We start from the raw sequence: 16,990 nt of genomic DNA on the forward strand, positions 1-16,990 counted from the left end.
CTATGGACAGTGACAGGGCACTCGTCTTCCGCCAGGGCACCGCACCTGCGGAAACGGACGAGGACAACCGCTTCAAGGCACTCCAGAGGAAACTCAAGGTCCTCGGGGCCGCCATGGACAGCGCCTCGATCGAACTCGAAATCCTGCAGCGCAACATGCGCACGAACGCCGACCGTGCCTACGGCACAGCCGAGGCCATCGTCAACGCCGAACTCGACAAGAAGTTCATCGAGATGACGAACACCGTGTCGGTCGCCTTGGGCGGCGCTGCCGCCGAGGCCCGCAAGCTGCACGCGGCAGCACAGGACGTCTCCGCTCTCACCGACGAGACGAAGCGCACTCATTCCCGGCTGTACGGGGCTCTGGACGACATCCGCTCCTCACGCAAGGAACGCACCCCCAAGCCCGGCTTCTTCGCCCACTGACCCCCCACCCGACCCCCTCACGATGGGCGGCCCTGCCAACCGGCGGGGCCGCCCTCTGTCTTCCCCGAAGGGAAACCAGCCCCGGTGTCCACTCCCCGCAGCGTCGTGCTGGAACGCATCGCCTACACGCTGGCCGCGCCGGTCCTCGCCGCGGCCCCCAACATCGATCCCACCGGACCGGTCAACACCGTCGTCATGCTCGCCAGCGCCGCCGGCATCGGTGGCTCGGTACTTGCCCTCAACAGCGACGAGGGCGCCGGACGCAAGCTCGTGCGCTGGTCCCCGCTCACCATGGCGGCCGCCGTCGACGTGGCAGCCCAGATCACCCCCGGCTGGGGCTGGGACGCACTGATCGCCGCCGGATGGGCGGCCGCCGGACTTCTCGTCCTGCCACTCTCCCGCCACGCGCGCCGCCGTTTCCGCCCTGCCCTCGGCTACACCCCCGCTCCCCAGCTACGACCCGCTCCCGCGCCCCCCGTTGTGGCCGACGACGGCGCAGACAAGTTCACCCAGGGCGTGCGGCACATCTGGGAGCGCGCCGGGATGCCGGGCCGCACCTACGTGGTCAAAGCCATCCCGCACCCGGGCACACGCAACGACCTGACGATGCTGCTGCGCGCCTCCGAGCCGGGCCGCCCGATCTCTGGCTTGTCCGAGACCGCCGTCGCCGCCGCATTCCAGATCGATGAAAACGTTGTGCAGTTCGTCCCGGTGACACAGATGGCCGGCCGTCAGGGCGGGCCTGGCTGGCTGGAGGTGAACCTGACCCCCGACGAGGCCGTGCGGCGCCGCGAGCGCCCGACCGACCACGAGTGGTGGGCCGACACGATCGGTGCCGGCACCATCCCCGGCTCGGTGTTCGTCCGGAAGGTGAGGAACACCGAGCGGGGCGTGACGTACTGGACAGCGCACATGCCGGACTCGATGGGTGAGCCGCGGGTGAACCTGCCCGCCCTGTGCAAGGCGCTCGATGCCTCTTACGAGGACGGCCGGGTCTTCGTCACCCTGGACGGGCCGGACATCCTGGTATCGGTGTGGGACACCTCCCCGCTCGCCAAGGTTTACCCCGCCACCCGTGAACTGCTGACCCCGGACGAGGAAGGCCGCTGGGTCACCGGCTACCTGACCAACGGCCAGCCCGCTCGCAACCGGGTCTTCACCGACCGGGGCGCGGCCCACGGTCTGTACGTCGCACCCTCCGGCGGCGGCAAGACCCAGCTGATGGCGCTCGCCGTCTGCGCCGACGCCCTGTACGGCGCGGTCGTCTGGCTGGCCACCCAGGCCCCGGACGAGAAGACCCGCGCGCTGGGCGAGCACATCAACCGCCAAGGCGCTGGCTCCCTCTACATGATCCGGGCCCTGCGGGCGACGCTCGCACTCATGGAGATCCGCGCGGAGATGCCCTGGGCTGACGGCAAACTCCACGACTGGAGCCCGGAACTTCAGGGCTGCCCGTACTCCCCACTGAGCCTGTACCTGGACGAGTTCCTCTCCGCGGCCCGCGATGGGGAGTACGGCGCGGAGATCATGGACCTTGCCGAGCAGGTCTCCGTCAAGGGCCGCAAGTACGCGATCGGCGAAAAGGTGGCCGGTCAGTCGATCTTCGTGCAGGACGGCTTCACACAGCTGCTCAACGAGAACCTGCGCGAGAACTGCATCCCGGTCGTACTGAAAGTGGCCGCGAAGAAGGTCGGCGGAATGTTCAAGGACCTGGGCATCGCCCCGGAGGACATCCCCGACCCCCTCCCCCGCAGTTTCTCCAGGGCGGAGGCGGGCCGAATCGACCGGATCATGAACGGGGAGCCAGAGCCCGCCGCCGACTCGAATACCGGCGGCGCCGGATGGATCGTGGAGAACAAGAAGCCCGAAATCCTCCGGACCCTGTTCATGGACTTCAGCAAGGACATCGGCGAACTGTTCCCGGATGAGATCAAGGAGCTCACCGCCCACGAGATCAGGGAGCTGGGGGCCCGCGACCTCTGGTTCGACTGGAACGAACCGCCCCGGCCCGGCGAGTTCGGACCCGAGCCGGACGAGGACGACGAGGACGACGCCCCCAAGCCCAAGGGCAAACCCCACGGCAAGAGCAGCAAGGGCGTCGCGCCGCGCAGCGACACCGTCACCTCCGCACGCCAGGCGCTGGAGGCCATCAAGCACCTCAACAACGCCTGACCACTCCCCACCATCACCCGGGGCCCGCCCGAGCAGAGCCGGCCCCGCCCCAACCCTCAAGAAGGAGGACCCGCCGTGGCTCTATCCATCTCCGCCGCTGCGCTGCTCTCCAGCTTCTGACTACGCCTCTGTCCACGGAGGGTCGGGGGTGTAGTTGAGTTCGTCGCAGAAGCGGCAGTCCCACTCCGAGGGCACCTCCCACTTGTCGACCCAGAAGCCGACCTGCTTGCCCACGAAGTAGTTGTCCCCACAGCACCACCCGCACTCGAAGACGAACTCCACCGCATCACCTTCCCCGCGCTCTGTCGGTCCGAGGCTGCTCGGACCGCGTGTGCGGTGACTACCCGCGCACAGGCCCCAACTCACCCGCTGTGCAACGCCGGAGGGCGCCGCCGAATGTGCCCTCCGGCGGCGCCCTCCGGCGTACCCCGCCTGGAGCCCCCGATGCCCGCCACGCCCGCCCCTGCTTTCACCCACCCCACTCCGACCACCCAGACCGCCACGGCTCCGGCGCCACCGACAGAGCTGTCTCTCGAGGAACGCATGGCGTTCACCAACGCGGTGATGACCGCCCGGCTGGAGGAGGCAGCCGTCGCCTACGAGGTCAACACCGCACACATCCCCACCGAGCCGGTCGATCTGGACGACGTCGTCACCATCCCGCTCACCCCGACCCTCCAGCCGCCGCCCCACGCGTACCCAACCCCGGTGGCAGCGCTCCTCAAGCGCGCCCACCACCGGCTACTCACCGGCGGCTGGTGCACCGGAGCCCTCGTCGACGCGGAAGGCGCCCGCTGCCTGTACGGGGCGATCCACGCCGAAGCCCGCGGGAACCAGGGCCTGGCATCAGCCGGCCTGGAGGTCCTCATGGACGCGATCCGCCGCGACTTCGGGCAGGACGTCGACTCCGTTCCCTCCTTCAACGACGCCTGGGGCAACGGCCGCGTCCCGATGCGAATGCTCGACCAGGCCGCTGGCCTCGCTGACGCCCGCTGCCTCTGACCCCCGCTCCGGACCACCTGCTTTGCACCCGAACCCACGCGGTCGGGTGCGGGCCAGGCCGTCCGGCCTGCGCACAACCCGTCCACCACACCAACCCCGGACACCTGACAAGGGAGTCGCCCCGCCATGCAGTCCGACGACAAGCCCATCAACCAGCCAACCCGAACCGCCCGAGCTTCTTCGACCTGATCGACCAGACGCCCCCGCCGACGGTCACCGACCTGGAAGACACCCCGGGCACACCGCACTTCGCCCGGCTACGCGCGGCGTGGGGAACCTCCTGGAAACAGCCCAGCCTCTGGAGCCTCTGATGAACGAAACACCGCTCGACCGGATACGCCAGACGTGACTGGTTCGACTACATCGCGTCCCGCACGCAGATCTGACTGCTCCCCCGGGCGGCGGCCATGGTCCAGAGAGACCACCGCAAGACGGGGGAGGTCATAGAGCCTCGGCGCATTCGTCGACGAATGCGCCGAGCCGACGAATGAGGCTCAAGTAGAAAGGGGTGGGGTCCGAGTCGTCCTGCATGTGAGGTGCATCCTGGAGCCACTGTTGCCACGGGCCACCCGGTTCTCGGAAGCGGTCGGCTCGACCACCTCCAAGGTTCAGGTCGATGAACTGGAGAGCGCCCATGACGACGGTCTGGTCGTACGCGAGGTCAGGGCGACGGAGGTAGCGATCAAGGTAGGCGGCGAGCAGATCAGCGTCGCGCGCCGTTCCGAAACTGGCCAGGGCCACGCTGTAGGCCAGCCCAACGCAGCAGACCTCGCTGGCCAGCAGGAGTTCCCCGAGGCGCTCACGGAACTCGGTCCTGCGGGAGACAGCTACGAGCCAAGCCGCAGTTCTCCGTTCTCTCCAACTGCCCTCAAGAAGCGTGGTGATCTCATCTGCGGTGATGAGTCCCGCGTCCTCACGGAGATCTCGCATGAATCGGTCGTACTCAGGACTTTGCATGCGCAGCAAGCTGCCGCCGAGCTTCAGATAACGCCGCTCGGGCGTGACATAGCGGCGAACCAGGGCCACCAACTCGGCATCGTCACGAGGATCGCGTATCACACGGCCGATCTTGCCTTGCTGGTGCAAAACGAGGCCAGCCCATTCCTTGCCCTCCTCGTCGGCCGCCCTCACCGGGACCAGCGCGTCGGACTGGACGAAATTCGTCAAGCGCGACTGGACCGGGCCGCATCAGCAGCCGGCGAAGTGACAGTTGAGAAGTCGGTTTCGCTCGAGGGCGAGCCCCGGCATCATGGTCGTCGGTAAGTCCATACCGAGAGGGGCGAGTGCGGCGGGTGTCTGGAGACGGGCAGGCGGATTTGACGAAGCTGTGGCAGCGGAGTTGGCCTAGTTGCCCTCCGGTTGGGTACAAGCTCCGTGACCCGTATCGGGAGGTTTGGGTACGTTTTCACAGCCTGCCAGAGTCGAAGCGGTACGCGGACGACGAGAGCGAGTACACCGTCGTCCTGGAGCGTTACAACACCGTCCTCGATGAGTTGTTCGCTGGTGCGGACGTGTACGTGATCACTCCGCTCTGGACGACCGAAGCCGAGGTTCCGTCATCGCAACCCGTCACGGGCTATTGGCAGAGCTTGCTGGTGGAGGACGATCCTGACCCTGAGTTCCGCACGTACTGCCACCTCTTCGCCGCCCGCCGGCCCTGGCGGCGAGGCTGCATCGATGAGTCGCTCCGAGACATCGCCGACGACAAGGTGGCGGGCGTTCTCATCACCGACACCCGGATGCAGCGCATCCATCACCCCTACGACGGTGGCGCCGACGTCTTCCTCGCCACGTCCGAGGAACGGGACCGGGTGCGCGATCGGCATGCCGACTGGCTTTCCCGTCATCCGTCGGGTCTCTGACCGGTTCGGATCACTGCTCCACTCGAAATGGTCTTCACCGCAAGTACCGGGTTGAGAGGCTCCACGAGTTCCTTGGTGGCGACGGCCACAAGGCGCGCGGGCGCGCCACCGTCCAGCAGGGTGCTCACGTACTCGATGGCCTCCGCAGGCGAGAGCATCGGGAACCTCTGGCGCAGTGTCCGCGCAGCGTGCATGCGTCCGTGCGTAGCGGCGACTCCGAGCGCATCGTGCAGGTCGTCTACTGCAGTGCGGACCGGCAACCCACGTATTCGGGCCCGGTAGTCGTTCTCCCACTCCCCGGTTACCGCAGAGACGACGCCGATCTGGTGTAGTCCCCCGTCGACGCGGTCGACCAGGTACGGCCCATTGCCGACCAGCATGTACTTCGAGTTCCGCGTGCTTGCGAACTCCTCGGACTGCCAGGAGACGATCCACACCAGCTCGTGCTCCTCGACACGGACCACAGCCATCCTCACCGCGTCCGTGCTCACAGCCCGCCATTGCTGATAGTCGCGCTCCAGCTGTTCTTCGACAGCCCGAACGGCGGCTTCTCGCTCGATCACGCGTGCAGCATCCCGTACGGGCCCGGTTTCGACCAGCGAATTCCCACGGCTCAGGGCCACGCAGAAGGGGCCAACGAACCCTCTCGCCCAGGAATACAGCAGCTGAAAAACAAGTGCTCTGCGCCAGTACGTACCTCGCTCGGGATCTGCCTGGAGTGCCATGAGGGCACCCCCGCCGACCCCACCTCTTACCTCAACGGGCCGGCCAGTCCGATGGCCGCCTGACCTGCGACGCCCACTTCACCCGATGAAGGAGACCTTCATGACCACCAAAGGACGACCCGCGGTGACACAGGGCAGGAACCGTCTGCTGGCCGCAGTGAAGCGGCGGATCGCACTCTCCGCCGCCGCGATCACTGTGTTTTACGCAGACGTAGTGGTCGCGTGGGCGGCCGGGGTGCTGTGCAGCATCGTCGCGTACGGCGGGATGGCGGCGCCGCTGTGGATGTCAGCCGCCATGGCGGTCGTGGTCTACCTCGGGGTGTGGCTCTCCGCAGGACCGCTGTTCTGGGGGCTGGCGGCGAACTGGTCGGTCCGGATCAGGCGGTGGGGCGCGCCGGACACGGTGTACTCGCCGCCGCCCCCGGTGGACCACGTGGCGGTGCTCCTGGCCGCGAAGCCGGTTCGCCCGGCGCCGGAACGCAAGTCACGGTCTACCGAGCCCCGCCCGCTGTCGGCGTACGAGCTGGCGGTCCGGGAGCCCTGCTGGCGCTGTGGCGAACCCCCGGTGGAGGGCACGCATGCCTGGGATGACCGCGGCGACTTCCAGTTGCTGTCCAATCACACCTTCAAGTGCGGCAACGGGCACGGCTGGACGAACAGCACGGACGGCGGCTGACGGCTCCCCGTGCTGCCCCAACCCCTCGCCGGGCTGGGGCAGTGCGGAGGCCCGGACAGCCCGGCCTGCACCGCCTCCGGACAAGGACCTCCCCCATGGCACACCGCAACCCCGCCGTCTTCGCCGCCCTGCTCGGACTGACCCGCGCCGCCAGCAAGATCGGCGACTTCTGGGTCCAGAACGACTTCTGCGCCCGGGTGAAGGGTGCCTCCGACGACTCCCCCGTCACCTACGAGGACCCGCAGACCAAGGAGAAGACCACGCACGGCGCGGCCGACGGCCAGAAGGCATGCCTCCATCACTGCCTCACCTACACGGCGACGCAGGCGGTCGTCGTCGGACTCGGGTCCCGCGCCCTGGGCATCCGGATCCGTCCCGCCGCCGGCGCGGCCGCGCTCGCCCTGTCCTTCGGCACGCACTACATCGCGGACCGCCGGGTGCCGGGCGACGGCGTCCTGGAGAAGCTCGCCATCAAGACCGGCAAGGAGAACTTCTACCGGCTCGCCTCGCACGGCATGAACGGCGCGTTCCACCTCGACAGCACGTGGCACCACGGCTGGGAGACGATCGCCGCCCTCATCGCCACCACCAAGGCGACCAGCCGGTGACCGCCCGGCCCTGCACCCGTCTGGACCGGGTACGCGCCTCGGTCGGCATCGCCCAGCTCGCGCTCCAGCAGATCGAGGACGATCTCAGCGCCGACGACGTCGACCAGGAGGAGCTCGCCGCGATCCTGCGCGAGCTCATCGACGAGGACACCGACCCGCCCGGCGGCTTCATCCCGGTCCTCGCGCAGCTGCTCACCGTCGCCGCGCGTCGTGCCGAGCAGATCGAGCCCGACCGCGAAGGTGACGCCTCCTGCCCTCTGCACGAAGCCGCCGCACTGATTACCGACAACGCAGGACAGCGCCTCATCTGGGCTGCCCGCGCCCTTCACCCGCAAGGAGAATCGGCATGACCGAGCTGGTCTACCCGCAGCTGCCTGAGCACAGCATGGTCGTCCTCATCGGCCCCTCCGGCGCCGGCAAGTCCACGATCGCGAACACCTGGCCCGCATCCCAGGTCCTGTCCCTGGACGCACTGTGCGAGACCGTGAGCGACGACGCGGGCGACCAGGGCGCCACCGGTGGCGCGGTCGCTGCGCTGCACCTGCTCCTCGAGGCGCGGATGCGACGGCGCCTGTTCACCGTCATCGACGCGACTTCCCTGATGATTGGGCGTGTTCAAGCGTCAGGGGAGGCGTCAGTTGCACGACTGGTACGTGGTGTGGGTGCCCGATCCGGGGCAGTGGGGATCGCTGCCGCCTGAGGGTGTCCTTGGGATACGGGACCTGCCGGTCGAGGTCGCCCGGATCGGTCTGCGGCCTGGTGATCCGGTGTTCGTGGCGCCGGACGGAACGGTGGACCGGGACCTGCTGTATTTCGTTCGGTCCGTCGAATTCCGGGATCTGGAGCGGGAAACCAAGCGGAATTACGCGACGGATATCCGGCCGTTGTTGACTTTCCTGTCCTCGCGCGGAGTTCTATGGAAGCAGGCGACCAGGCAGGACTTGGCGGACTACCGGCACTGGAGATGCCGGGCTCCGCAGAATCCGCGCCAAATCAGCGGGACGAAGTGGAACCGTGAGGCGGCCGCGTTCACCAAGCTGTTCCGGTGGGCGAAGGTGGCCCCGATGCCGGTGGACATCGTGCGGCGCGGGGACCGGGCGGCGGACTCGGTGAGCTCGCGGGTGCTGTGGCTGACGCCGCGGACCTGGGGTCTGTGGTCGGACATCGGGCTCCGCGGCCTCAGTCGTACAGGAATGCCGGTGCCAGGGTGGGAGTCGCGGACGGAGTTGCGCAACACCAGCTTCGTGCAGCTGCTGCTCAGCTCCGGCCTGCGCCGGCAGGAGGGTGGTTCGCTGCTCACCTTCGAACTGCCCAGCCAGCGCTTGCGGTTCGGCCGCTACTGCCATGGCCGCGTCGCCGCGGCGGTCACGCGGTCGAAGCAGAGCCGGGTCTTCTACGTGTCGGTGGACGCGGTCGGCCAGGCCGAGGCATACGTCGAGTCGGAGCGCGCGTGGGCGGTGCAGCGCGCCCAGGCGGAAGGCCGCTACGAGCGGCTGCCCATGATGCGGCTGGTCACGAAGGTGACGCGGGGCCTGAGACCGAAGATCGAGTGGGTCGACGCGAACGGCGTCGCCGGTGAGCAAGAACTCAGCCGTCTGGGATGGCGTGAGCGGCAGTGGCTGTTCCTGGATGGCCCGGACGGGCCGGAGCCGGCGTGGTTGTGGCTGACGGAGCAGGGCCTGCCGATGGCCCCGGACCGGTGGAACGGCGTGTTCAGGGCGGCGAACCTGCGCTGTGAGGAAGTCCTGCTCACCGTGGGAGAACGGGAGGTCGAGCGGGATTTCCGGCTGGCGGAGGTACGCGGCAAGAGCCCGTACGCCACGCCGCACGCCGCGCGTCATTCGATGGCCCTCTACATGCTGGTCTTGCTGAACCAGCTGGTGGAGACACGCTATGGGCTCTCGGCCGCGGACCGGCGGGACTTCGCGTTGCTGTTCGGCGATCCGTGGTGGCTGGTGAAGACCCTCCTCGGTCATGCGGACGTGGAGGTGACGAAACGGCACTACCTCGCGCCGGTCGCGCACCTGCAACTGGAGTCGATCCTGGCTGCGGCCGAACCCGTCGGTGAGGAGGAACAGCAGGTCGAGGACCTGGAGGGTGTGTTCACCCGGCTCGCCCGGGAGTCGCAGGGCATCCAGGACATCGACGCTGTCCTTGAGGCGGCCCGGTGACCGGGCGGGGACGGCGAGCCGCCTTGCCGCCGGCCGATCACCGCACCGAGCCGCCGCTGGCTCCCGACGGGCTCGTGGTGGCGGTCGTCAACAAGGCCGGATACGAGATGCCGTTCGACTTCGCCGAGTTGCCGGTTGCCGAGCTGATGCAGCGGTCACTGGCCAGGGTCTTCGCGGCCCGGTCTGCGGGCTGGAACAGTCATATGACCGCGCAGGCTTCCTGGATCACGGTGAAGGCGTTCGCGCGCTTCGTCTCCGAGCTGGAGCATCCCCCGGAAGACCTGGGGGATCTGACCACCGCCATGCTCAAGCGCTGGCGCGCGGCGCACATCGGCACCAACAGCGGGAAGAGTGTGCTGCGTCAGGTGAGGCCGTTGCTGCGGGCGGATCCGAGGCTGGCCGGCGGGCCGGTGGGTGAGGAACTGGCTCGCCGCATTCCTAAGCAGGTGCCGATCAAGCAGTCGTACGGAGAGGATGAGCGGGAGCGGGTGCTGCTGGCGGCACAGCGGCAGTTCCGAACCGCTCTGCTGCGGATCCGTGAGAACACACGCCTGCTGGAGAGCTGGCGGGCCGGTGACCTGACTGAGGGCAGCAGGGAGGGGCGCCTCGGTGAAATTCTCGACCACCTTGCGCGGACCGGCTACGTCCCGCACACGGTCTCGCCGAGCGGAGCGGTGAACGTGAGAGAACGCCGACTTCTGGGCGGCACCGGCTCGGAGTGCACGTGGGGCAGGCTGTTTCTCTCCCGTTCCGAGCTCACGGCGCTGGCCGTGCTGTTGACCGCCCGGTTCGGCTGGAATCTATCGGTCTATGACCGGTTGCCGGCCCCGACCACGGCCCCGTCGGCCGGAGGGACGGCCACGGTGACCTACCAGATTCAGGTGGAGAAGCGCCGGCAAGGCGGAGGCTGGTGGTTTTCCACGGAGAACGCCACCGACTCCGGAGCCGATTCGGCTGGCAGGCTGATCACTCAGGCGCTGGAGGCCACCGCACACGGACGGACTCTTGCCGCCCGGCTGGAGCCCGGCACCGACTTTCTGATGGTCGCGCGTATGCACTACCCCAGCAAGCGACATCAGCACACGGAACGGCCCCGCCCAGTGGGCCCTCTGTCGTTCGGTATCGGAAACGGCGACGCACAGCACTGGGGGATCACGCATGGTCTGGGAGGGGCGCCGTTCCAGCGGACCCGCAGAACCGCGGTGACACGAGAGGGGCGTCCCCTTCAGCACGCGCAGGGCACTCACGAGAGCATCTACATGCTGCCAGATGAGCATGTTCAAAGGGCCTCGCGGAGCGTCTTCGAGGCTGGCGCCAAAGAGGCCCTCGCCCAGGCCCAGGCCGTGATGTTCGCCGGCGACATCGCCGACACCCCGGACCCGGGGCACGGACAGACCGTGGCCGCGGACTGCGCGGACGAGACGTCCAGCCCCTGGCCCGACGCGCAAGGCGGCTGCGGAGCGGACTTCATGCTCTGCCTGGCCTGCCCCAACGCCCGTGTCCATCCCGGCCATCACCCACGGCTCGCCCAGCTGCACCGAGAGCTGAACAGTCTCCGCTCCGTCCTGCCCGACCGCTCGTGGCACGAGCGGTGGAGCGAACACGTGCTCCGTCTTGAGGACCTGCGCGACAAGGTCGGCCCGGTGGCCTGGAACGCGGCGCTCGCCCGCGTGAACGACGAGGACCGCACCCTGGTCCACCTTCTACTGAAGGGAGAGCTCGCCCCATGACCGCCGTCGGCACCGCTGCCGAGACCGATACGTACGTGCTCGCCATGCCCCGCCCGGACAGTCCCGTGGTGCTGCCTGAGTGGATCAGCCCCGGCAACACGCACCCGAACTCGCGTTACCAGGACGAGGTGTGGTCCATGGCGCCGCTCATCGACAATCCTGGCACCGGTCTGGTCAACCTCCACTGGAAGAACTGCCCGGGCCCCCTTCGGGACCAGGTGAAACTAGCCACCTGGACAATGATCAACGGCCAGTTGAGGCCCACCTACCTCCAAACCCGAGGCGTCCAGGCGCGATCTCGTTCGGGCGGCACCGATATGCTCGCCACCTGCCAGGAGTGGATGCGCCTCGCCCGCTGGCTGCACGAACGCCAGATCACCAGCCTGCACGCCTGCACCGACACACAGTGGCGAGCCTATGCAAGCGAGCGCATGGTCCGAGTGTCCCGTGACACCGCAGCGATCATCGCTGTCCGTTTGACGAACCTGTGGGCATTCGACCAGCTCAGCGCCCGCTCCACGGGCATCACCCGACCTCCATGGGAGACAGAGGGAGTCGACGACTTCCTGCCCCCAGCCATGACGGCCGCGGGCGGGGAGAACGCGACGGAGCCGTTGGACCCGCTTGTTCTCGGGCCGCTGTTGATCTGGGCCATCCGCTTTGTCGACGAGTTCGCCGACGACATCCTGGCGGCCTGGGCCGAGCGCCGCCGACTGATCGCCGTTGCCGCCGCCACGAAGGCCACGCCAGCCGGATGGGCTGGGCTTGAGGAGTGGTTGCTGCCCATGGCGCGGGCCGGTCACCCGCTGCCGGCGAGCTCTGGCAAACGCGAGATCCAGGTGGCCGCCACCTACATCGCCGCACTCACCGGCTCCAACCGCGGTCAGGTTTGGAGGTTCGTCAAGCAGCACGGGCTCGCGGAGATCGCCGCGTCGCGGCCAGGGCCCTGTCCGCTGCGGGTGCCGGTCACCGGGCAGATCAACGGCAAGCCATGGCGCGAGCATGTGGACTTCAACGAGGCCGCCGAACTGATGCGGAACCTGGGTACGGCCGCGACGATCGTCCTGCTCTACCTGACCGGGATGCGTCCGCAGGAGATGCAGGGACTGCGTTCCGGCTGCTGCCCCGACCCCGAACCAGGCGTTGACGGCGCCGAGGGTCAGCACCTGATCCACAGCCATCACTACAAGACCGTCACAGACGACGACGGCAACCACATCTCGGCTGGTGAAGTACGCCAAGTGCCCTGGGTCGCGATCACGCCGGTGGTCCACGCCATCCGCGTGCTGGAGCGGATGGTTCCGGAAGGGGAACTCCTCCTCGGCACCGCCCACCACGAGTTCCACTCGCGCCACGGATATGGGGGCGCGCTGAAGAAGTCCACGCTGGCCTTGCGCATCGAAGCCTTCGTGACCTGGGTGAACCGCGAGGCCAGGGCGCAGGAGTTGTCCGACCAGGCCATCCCGAACGATCCCCACGGCGCGATCGGTCTGGGGCGGTTCAGAAGATCTCTTGCCTGGCACATTGCCCGACGTCCCGGAGGGTTGATCGCGCTCGCCATTCAGTACGGGCACATGCGGACCGTCCTCGATGCCCGCACCTCAAGTGGCTACGGCGCCCGCGGCCGCCGCGGCATCCACGCCATCCTCGACGTCGAAACGGCCCTCGCCGCCGCCGACACCGCAGCGCGGCTGCGTGACCGCGTTGCCGCCGGAGAGAAGGTATCCGGGCCCGCAGCCCGCCGAGCCTTGACCGCCGCCGCCCATACCCCTCGCTTCGAGGGGCGTATTGTCCCCCGCACCTTCGCCAGGAAGGCCAGCACCTTTCTGGCCCGCGACGGCATCGTGCTCTACGACAACCCCGACGCGTTCCTGATCTGTGCCTTCAAGCACGACAACGCGCTCTGCGAGCCAGAGCCCGGCGCGACCGCCCCACGGCAGTACGACTGCCGGCCCGGCTGCGGCAACACGGTCCGCACGGACACCCACGCCCGCCTTCTTCGTGAACGTGCCAACGAACTCGACCAGTTCGCCGCCCACACCCCCGGCCCGGTCAGCAGACGCCTGCGGGCCAACGCCCACCGACTCCGCGAGACGGCCGCCACCCACGACAGCACCGCGCACCCCGCAGAGGCCCTCACATGAACCACCAGCACCAGAACGAGCGCGCCCGCATCCGCGAGGCCATGGACCGACTCCTGACCGGACAGGCCACCGCCTCCAACGGCAGCCTCACCGTCGTCGCCCTCGCCGCCGAGGCCGACGTCCACCGCATGGCCCTCCTCAAACGGCACGTCGACCTGAAGAACGAGTTCTACGAACGTGTCCGCGTCGAAACCCACCAAGTCCCGGAGACCGAGAAACGACTCCGGGAAACGGTCACCAAGCTGAAGAAGACCATTGCCAATCAGAGAGCCGAGATCGAAGAGCTCCGCCAGCAGGTGACGAGGCTCGCCCTCGCCAGCGCTGTGCTCACTCAAGAGGACGACAGGCAAGCAGGAAACGCACCTGCACCGAACAACGTCGTTCCGCTCCGCCCGCCGAAGGCCTGAAGCCGTCAGGCTCCCAGGGCTGTCATTCTGCGTGACTGCGGGAGCTGCTTCGAAGTGACAGCGGGGGTGAGCGACGCGGCGGCCGAGTGCACGGCGGCCAGAGAGGCCCGGTCGATCGATGCCGGTGTCAAAGGCCCTTCAGGACACGATCAAGTGCCGACCGGCCTGCGGGCCCCCAGTTCGGCTTGCCACCGGGCAGGCCGCGGTCCCCGTTCTGGCCCATCAGCATCAGGAACAGACTCTTCATTGCGGCCAGCCCACGCGCCCGTCGGACCGCCCCCTCGTCCGCCTGCGCATAGCTGTCGAAGAACCGCGAGGAGCCGCCCGCAGGGAGCAGCACCCAGGCGGCCGCCAGGTCCCATGCCGGGTCGCCGGCGAAGACATCGCCGAAGTCGACGACGCCCGCCAGTGTCCCCTCCGCGACGACGACGTTCGCGGGATGCAAGTCGCCGTGAACCCACACCCGCGGGCCCTCCCACCCGGGAGCCGCGGCCGCGTCGTCCCACACGGCCCGGATGTCGTCCTCCGCGAAGTCGCCGAGATCCACCGCCCTCAGGAAGTGCTCAAAGCCTTCCGTGCACTCCTTGGGATGACCGCCGCGGTCCGAGGCGTCCGGCGCTTCTGCGGGCGCCTCCACATGCAGTGCCTTGAGGAAGGCCGCCAGGATGTCGGCCGCATGGTCGCTGCGGGTGATCGAGCCGTGGTCCAGCGGCGTGCCCTCAACCCATGTCATGACGGTCCAGATCTTGGGGAAGCGCTCGGACGGCGCACCGTCCCGCACGGGGACCGGGATCGGCAGCGGCAGGCCCGAGGCCAGGGTCGGCAGCCACCGGCGCTCCTTCAGCTGCAGATCCGGGTTGGTGTCCATCCGCTGCATGCGGACCGCCAACTCGTCCCCGAGGCGCCACATCTGGTTGCCCCAGCCGCCCACCACCTCGCGGATGGGCAGCGCGGCCAAGTCCGGATGCTGGTCCCGCAGCAGGTCGCGGACCAGATCCTCGCTGATCTCATATTCGGCTTCGATCATGCGGAGTCACATTACTTGGCGCATGCGGAGGCGACCATGCTCCTTGGGGGGATCCAGCTTCCCGATTGGAATTCCCGAGCCCTCTCGAAGAAACCGACCGCTAAGCACCGCAGGCTGCGCCCCGTCCACCAACTGAGGCAGTGAGTCAACCGCGTTCATGGCCCCGCCGGGATTCGCTCGATGTGAACAGTAGAACTTGACAGGGAACGCCACTAACGTCACCAGGTCTGCGAGGGAGCCGCTGCTCGCCGCCGCCAAGCGGCACAACATGCTCCCCATCGCGCTCATGGTCGCCACACCCGGCACGGTCTGCGTGGAGCGGCAGAGCGCACGCCCGGCCAACCGGCGCGTGCCGGATGACACGGTCATCAAGCAGCGCAAGGACATGGTCGATTCGCACCGGACCCTCAAGGCGGAGGGCTTCCCCGAGGTCGTCTACTCCGACAACGTCTACCGGCTGCTTCCGTTCCTGGAGCGCCTCAGCGAGACCCGCCAGTGCGACCTCGGGCTGGACGACAGCGACGGCCTGGGCGAGCTGCTGCTCGTACGCCGGACCTTCGGCGAGGAGATCCTGCCGCTGTGGCGGTGGAAGCCCGGCTCGGACATCGCCGGCGGCGACCGCGTCGCGGAGATCCGCCTCGGTCAGATGCACCTCACTCTCGCCCTGCGCACCGACGTGGACGGCGAGGGCGACATCGGGTTCGACGTGATGGTGCCGTGCCCGCACGACGACGAATGCACCGGCTACGCGTGGGTGCCTGCCTACAGCGTCACCTGCCTGTTCCGCGCACTGAACGGCGACCTGGACGACGACGAGGACATCGTCTGCACCGTCCACGGCCCGCACAACGCCGACGACCAGGACGACGACCCCGACGGCCGCGCCGACCTCGAAGCGCAGTTCGCGGACGCGGTCCGCGAATGAGCCGCACCACCAACGGCCCACACCCGCACCCGCTCACCCCGGCCGACATCCCGGACGGCGACCCGTGGGCGTACGGATGCCCCGAATGTCAGCTGCCGATCCAGGGCGGAAGCGCCGGCCTTGCCGCGCACCGCCGCACGGTCCACAACCCCGCCGACGACCCGCGCACCCCGATCAACATCCGGTTATGAGCGGCCCCGGCCGCCAACACCCCTTCGTGGAGGACCCCATGGCCCGCAAGCCCGTCACCTGGTACATCGCCACCCCCGCCGACGGCACCATCGAGAAGTCCCGCCGAGCCGGAACCCCGGTGAACCTCGCCGCCAACGTCGGCCAGATCATCGAACACCCCAACCCCTGCCGCAACAAGTGGTTCGACGAGAGCGACTTCTCGTACTTCCGCATGGTCAAGCGCGTCGGCGAGGCCCTGGAGGACACCGCCATCTGGCCCGTCACCTGGCCCATCCGGCTGTGGATCGTGGAACCGCTCGGTGAGACCGGCAACTGGAGCCAGCGCTACTACCCCTACCGACTGCTCTCCCACCAGATCCGCGTCCTCGAGGAGACCGACGCCCACCGCGCGCTCGGTCCCGCCGGCCGCGACGTCCTGACCGTCATCCAGCAGGAGATCCCCGAGCGGGCCGCGCGCTGGGCCGCCGACTGGGACGCCGACCCCGAGGGCATGTGGTCCCGGAAGTGGAACTGGGAGCAGTGCGGCGGCCGCACCTGCGGAAGCGGGCGGTGGGCGGAGTCGGTGGCCTTCGCGACGTCGTACGCCCGCCGCGAGTCGGCTGCACAGAGCTGGATCGAGCACCTTGCCCAGGACACCGTCGACCAGGCGCTCGCCGACACCGACGCCAGCCGGGGCGGGCGCCTGTACGCCTACGGTCGCGCCCGCGGCCTGGCCGTCGCCGCCCAGCACCAGAACCGCTTCGAGCCGTACGTCCTCGACGCGCTCCGCGGCGTGGGCCTCGACGCCCCCGTTCCGGCTGCTGCCTGACGGACGCTCCGTGCCGCCCCGGCCCACGCAGGGCCGGGGCGGTCGCGGTGGTCCCTCACGCAACAGGCATCAGGACCAGGCACAGAGAGGAGATGGACGTCATGCCGAACCACGAG

General features: G+C 68.6%; 19 protein-coding genes. 15 read left to right on the forward strand and 4 right to left on the reverse strand.

What is annotated here, in order from left to right; translation table 11 throughout:
* The first annotated feature begins 2 nt into the window (after nucleotides 1–2).
* Both OG210_RS33760 and OG210_RS33765 read left to right on the forward strand, forming a co-directional pair.
* A complete protein-coding gene (locus tag OG210_RS33760; protein WP_331719842.1) occupies nucleotides 3–425 on the forward strand; it encodes a conjugal transfer protein TraB in 423 nt (140 codons plus the stop codon).
* A gap of 84 nt (nucleotides 426–509) precedes the next feature.
* A complete protein-coding gene (locus OG210_RS33765; protein WP_331719843.1) occupies nucleotides 510–2,597 on the forward strand; it encodes a chromosome segregation protein ParM in 2,088 nt (695 codons plus the stop codon).
* Nucleotides 2,598–2,717: 120 nt separating this feature from the next.
* On the opposite strand, the gene OG210_RS33770 is transcribed toward OG210_RS33765, so the two are convergent.
* Nucleotides 2,718–2,879, reverse strand: a complete 162-nt coding sequence (locus tag OG210_RS33770; RefSeq protein ID WP_331719844.1) for a hypothetical protein — start codon at nucleotides 2,877–2,879, stop codon at nucleotides 2,718–2,720.
* A 162-nt stretch (nucleotides 2,880–3,041) separates the two neighbouring features.
* On the opposite strand from OG210_RS33770, the gene OG210_RS33775 reads away from it, so the two are divergent.
* Complete coding sequence (locus tag OG210_RS33775) at nucleotides 3,042–3,599, forward strand: hypothetical protein (RefSeq protein ID WP_331740994.1); 558 nt, start codon at nucleotides 3,042–3,044, stop codon at nucleotides 3,597–3,599.
* Nucleotides 3,600–4,040: 441 nt separating this feature from the next.
* Here the strand turns inward: OG210_RS33775 and OG210_RS33780 are convergent, their stop codons facing one another.
* Entirely contained in the window at nucleotides 4,041–4,658 is a 618-nt protein-coding gene (locus OG210_RS33780) for a DUF6000 family protein (protein ID WP_331719909.1), read from the reverse strand.
* Between the two features lie 233 nt (nucleotides 4,659–4,891).
* Between OG210_RS33780 and OG210_RS33785 the strand changes: the two genes are divergently transcribed.
* Nucleotides 4,892–5,461, forward strand: coding sequence for a hypothetical protein (locus tag OG210_RS33785; RefSeq protein WP_331719846.1), 570 nt, complete (start codon nucleotides 4,892–4,894; stop codon nucleotides 5,459–5,461).
* Here the strand turns inward: OG210_RS33785 and OG210_RS33790 are convergent.
* On the reverse strand, nucleotides 5,443–6,024 hold the full coding sequence (locus OG210_RS33790; protein ID WP_371540778.1) for a YrhB domain-containing protein: 582 nt from the start codon (nucleotides 6,022–6,024) through the stop codon (nucleotides 5,443–5,445). The genes OG210_RS33785 and OG210_RS33790 overlap by 19 nt on opposite strands.
* Nucleotides 6,025–6,286: 262 nt before the next feature.
* On the opposite strand from OG210_RS33790, the gene OG210_RS33795 reads away from it, so the two are divergent.
* From OG210_RS33795 to OG210_RS33830, 8 genes are all read left to right on the forward strand, one after another.
* Nucleotides 6,287–6,862: a hypothetical protein gene (locus tag OG210_RS33795; protein ID WP_371540782.1), complete on the forward strand. Its 576-nt coding sequence runs from the start codon at nucleotides 6,287–6,289 to the stop codon at nucleotides 6,860–6,862.
* A 95-nt stretch (nucleotides 6,863–6,957) separates the two neighbouring features.
* Nucleotides 6,958–7,470, forward strand: coding sequence for a hypothetical protein (locus OG210_RS33800; protein ID WP_331719849.1), 513 nt, complete (start codon nucleotides 6,958–6,960; stop codon nucleotides 7,468–7,470).
* Complete coding sequence (locus OG210_RS33805; protein ID WP_331719850.1) at nucleotides 7,467–7,820, forward strand: hypothetical protein; 354 nt, start codon at nucleotides 7,467–7,469, stop codon at nucleotides 7,818–7,820. Before OG210_RS33800 ends, OG210_RS33805 begins: the two co-directional genes overlap by 4 nt.
* The gene (locus OG210_RS33810; RefSeq protein ID WP_331719851.1) at nucleotides 7,817–8,170 is read left to right on the forward strand and encodes an AAA family ATPase; all 354 of its coding nucleotides are present in this window, start codon (nucleotides 7,817–7,819) and stop codon (nucleotides 8,168–8,170) included. The genes OG210_RS33805 and OG210_RS33810 overlap by 4 nt, the downstream gene beginning before the upstream one ends.
* A complete protein-coding gene (locus OG210_RS33815) occupies nucleotides 8,109–9,641 on the forward strand; it encodes a site-specific integrase (protein ID WP_331719852.1) in 1,533 nt (510 codons plus the stop codon). The genes OG210_RS33810 and OG210_RS33815 overlap by 62 nt, the downstream gene beginning before the upstream one ends.
* A gap of 23 nt (nucleotides 9,642–9,664) precedes the next feature.
* On the forward strand, nucleotides 9,665–11,371 hold the full coding sequence (locus tag OG210_RS33820) for a hypothetical protein (RefSeq protein ID WP_331719853.1): 1,707 nt from the start codon (nucleotides 9,665–9,667) through the stop codon (nucleotides 11,369–11,371).
* Nucleotides 11,368–13,515 carry an integrase gene (locus tag OG210_RS33825; RefSeq protein WP_331719854.1) on the forward strand — a complete coding sequence of 716 codons (2,148 nt, stop codon included), beginning with the start codon at nucleotides 11,368–11,370 and terminating at the stop codon, nucleotides 13,513–13,515. The genes OG210_RS33820 and OG210_RS33825 overlap by 4 nt, the downstream gene beginning before the upstream one ends.
* Nucleotides 13,512–13,922 (forward strand): hypothetical protein, encoded by a 411-nt coding sequence (locus tag OG210_RS33830; protein WP_331719855.1) that lies wholly within the window; start codon nucleotides 13,512–13,514, stop codon nucleotides 13,920–13,922. Before OG210_RS33825 ends, OG210_RS33830 begins: the two co-directional genes overlap by 4 nt.
* Before the next feature lie 127 nt (nucleotides 13,923–14,049).
* Here OG210_RS33830 and OG210_RS33835 read toward each other — a convergent pair whose 3' ends face one another.
* Complete coding sequence (locus OG210_RS33835; protein WP_331719856.1) at nucleotides 14,050–14,949, reverse strand: aminoglycoside phosphotransferase family protein; 900 nt, start codon at nucleotides 14,947–14,949, stop codon at nucleotides 14,050–14,052.
* A gap of 196 nt (nucleotides 14,950–15,145) precedes the next feature.
* Here OG210_RS33835 and OG210_RS33840 point away from each other — a divergent pair, with 196 nt between their 5' ends.
* From OG210_RS33840 to OG210_RS33850, 3 genes are read left to right on the forward strand one after another with little or no spacing between them, the layout of a single operon-like run.
* A complete protein-coding gene (locus tag OG210_RS33840) occupies nucleotides 15,146–15,874 on the forward strand; it encodes an AAA family ATPase (protein ID WP_331719857.1) in 729 nt (242 codons plus the stop codon).
* Complete coding sequence (locus OG210_RS33845; protein ID WP_331719858.1) at nucleotides 15,871–16,065, forward strand: hypothetical protein; 195 nt, start codon at nucleotides 15,871–15,873, stop codon at nucleotides 16,063–16,065. Before OG210_RS33840 ends, OG210_RS33845 begins: the two co-directional genes overlap by 4 nt.
* Complete coding sequence (locus tag OG210_RS33850) at nucleotides 16,062–16,874, forward strand: hypothetical protein (RefSeq protein WP_371540787.1); 813 nt, start codon at nucleotides 16,062–16,064, stop codon at nucleotides 16,872–16,874. Before OG210_RS33845 ends, OG210_RS33850 begins: the two co-directional genes overlap by 4 nt.
* Nucleotides 16,875–16,990 lie beyond the last annotated feature (116 nt).

Origin of the sequence: Streptomyces sp. NBC_00466 (genome assembly GCF_041433995.1) — a bacterium.
Lineage (GTDB): Bacteria > Actinomycetota > Actinomycetes > Streptomycetales > Streptomycetaceae > Streptomyces.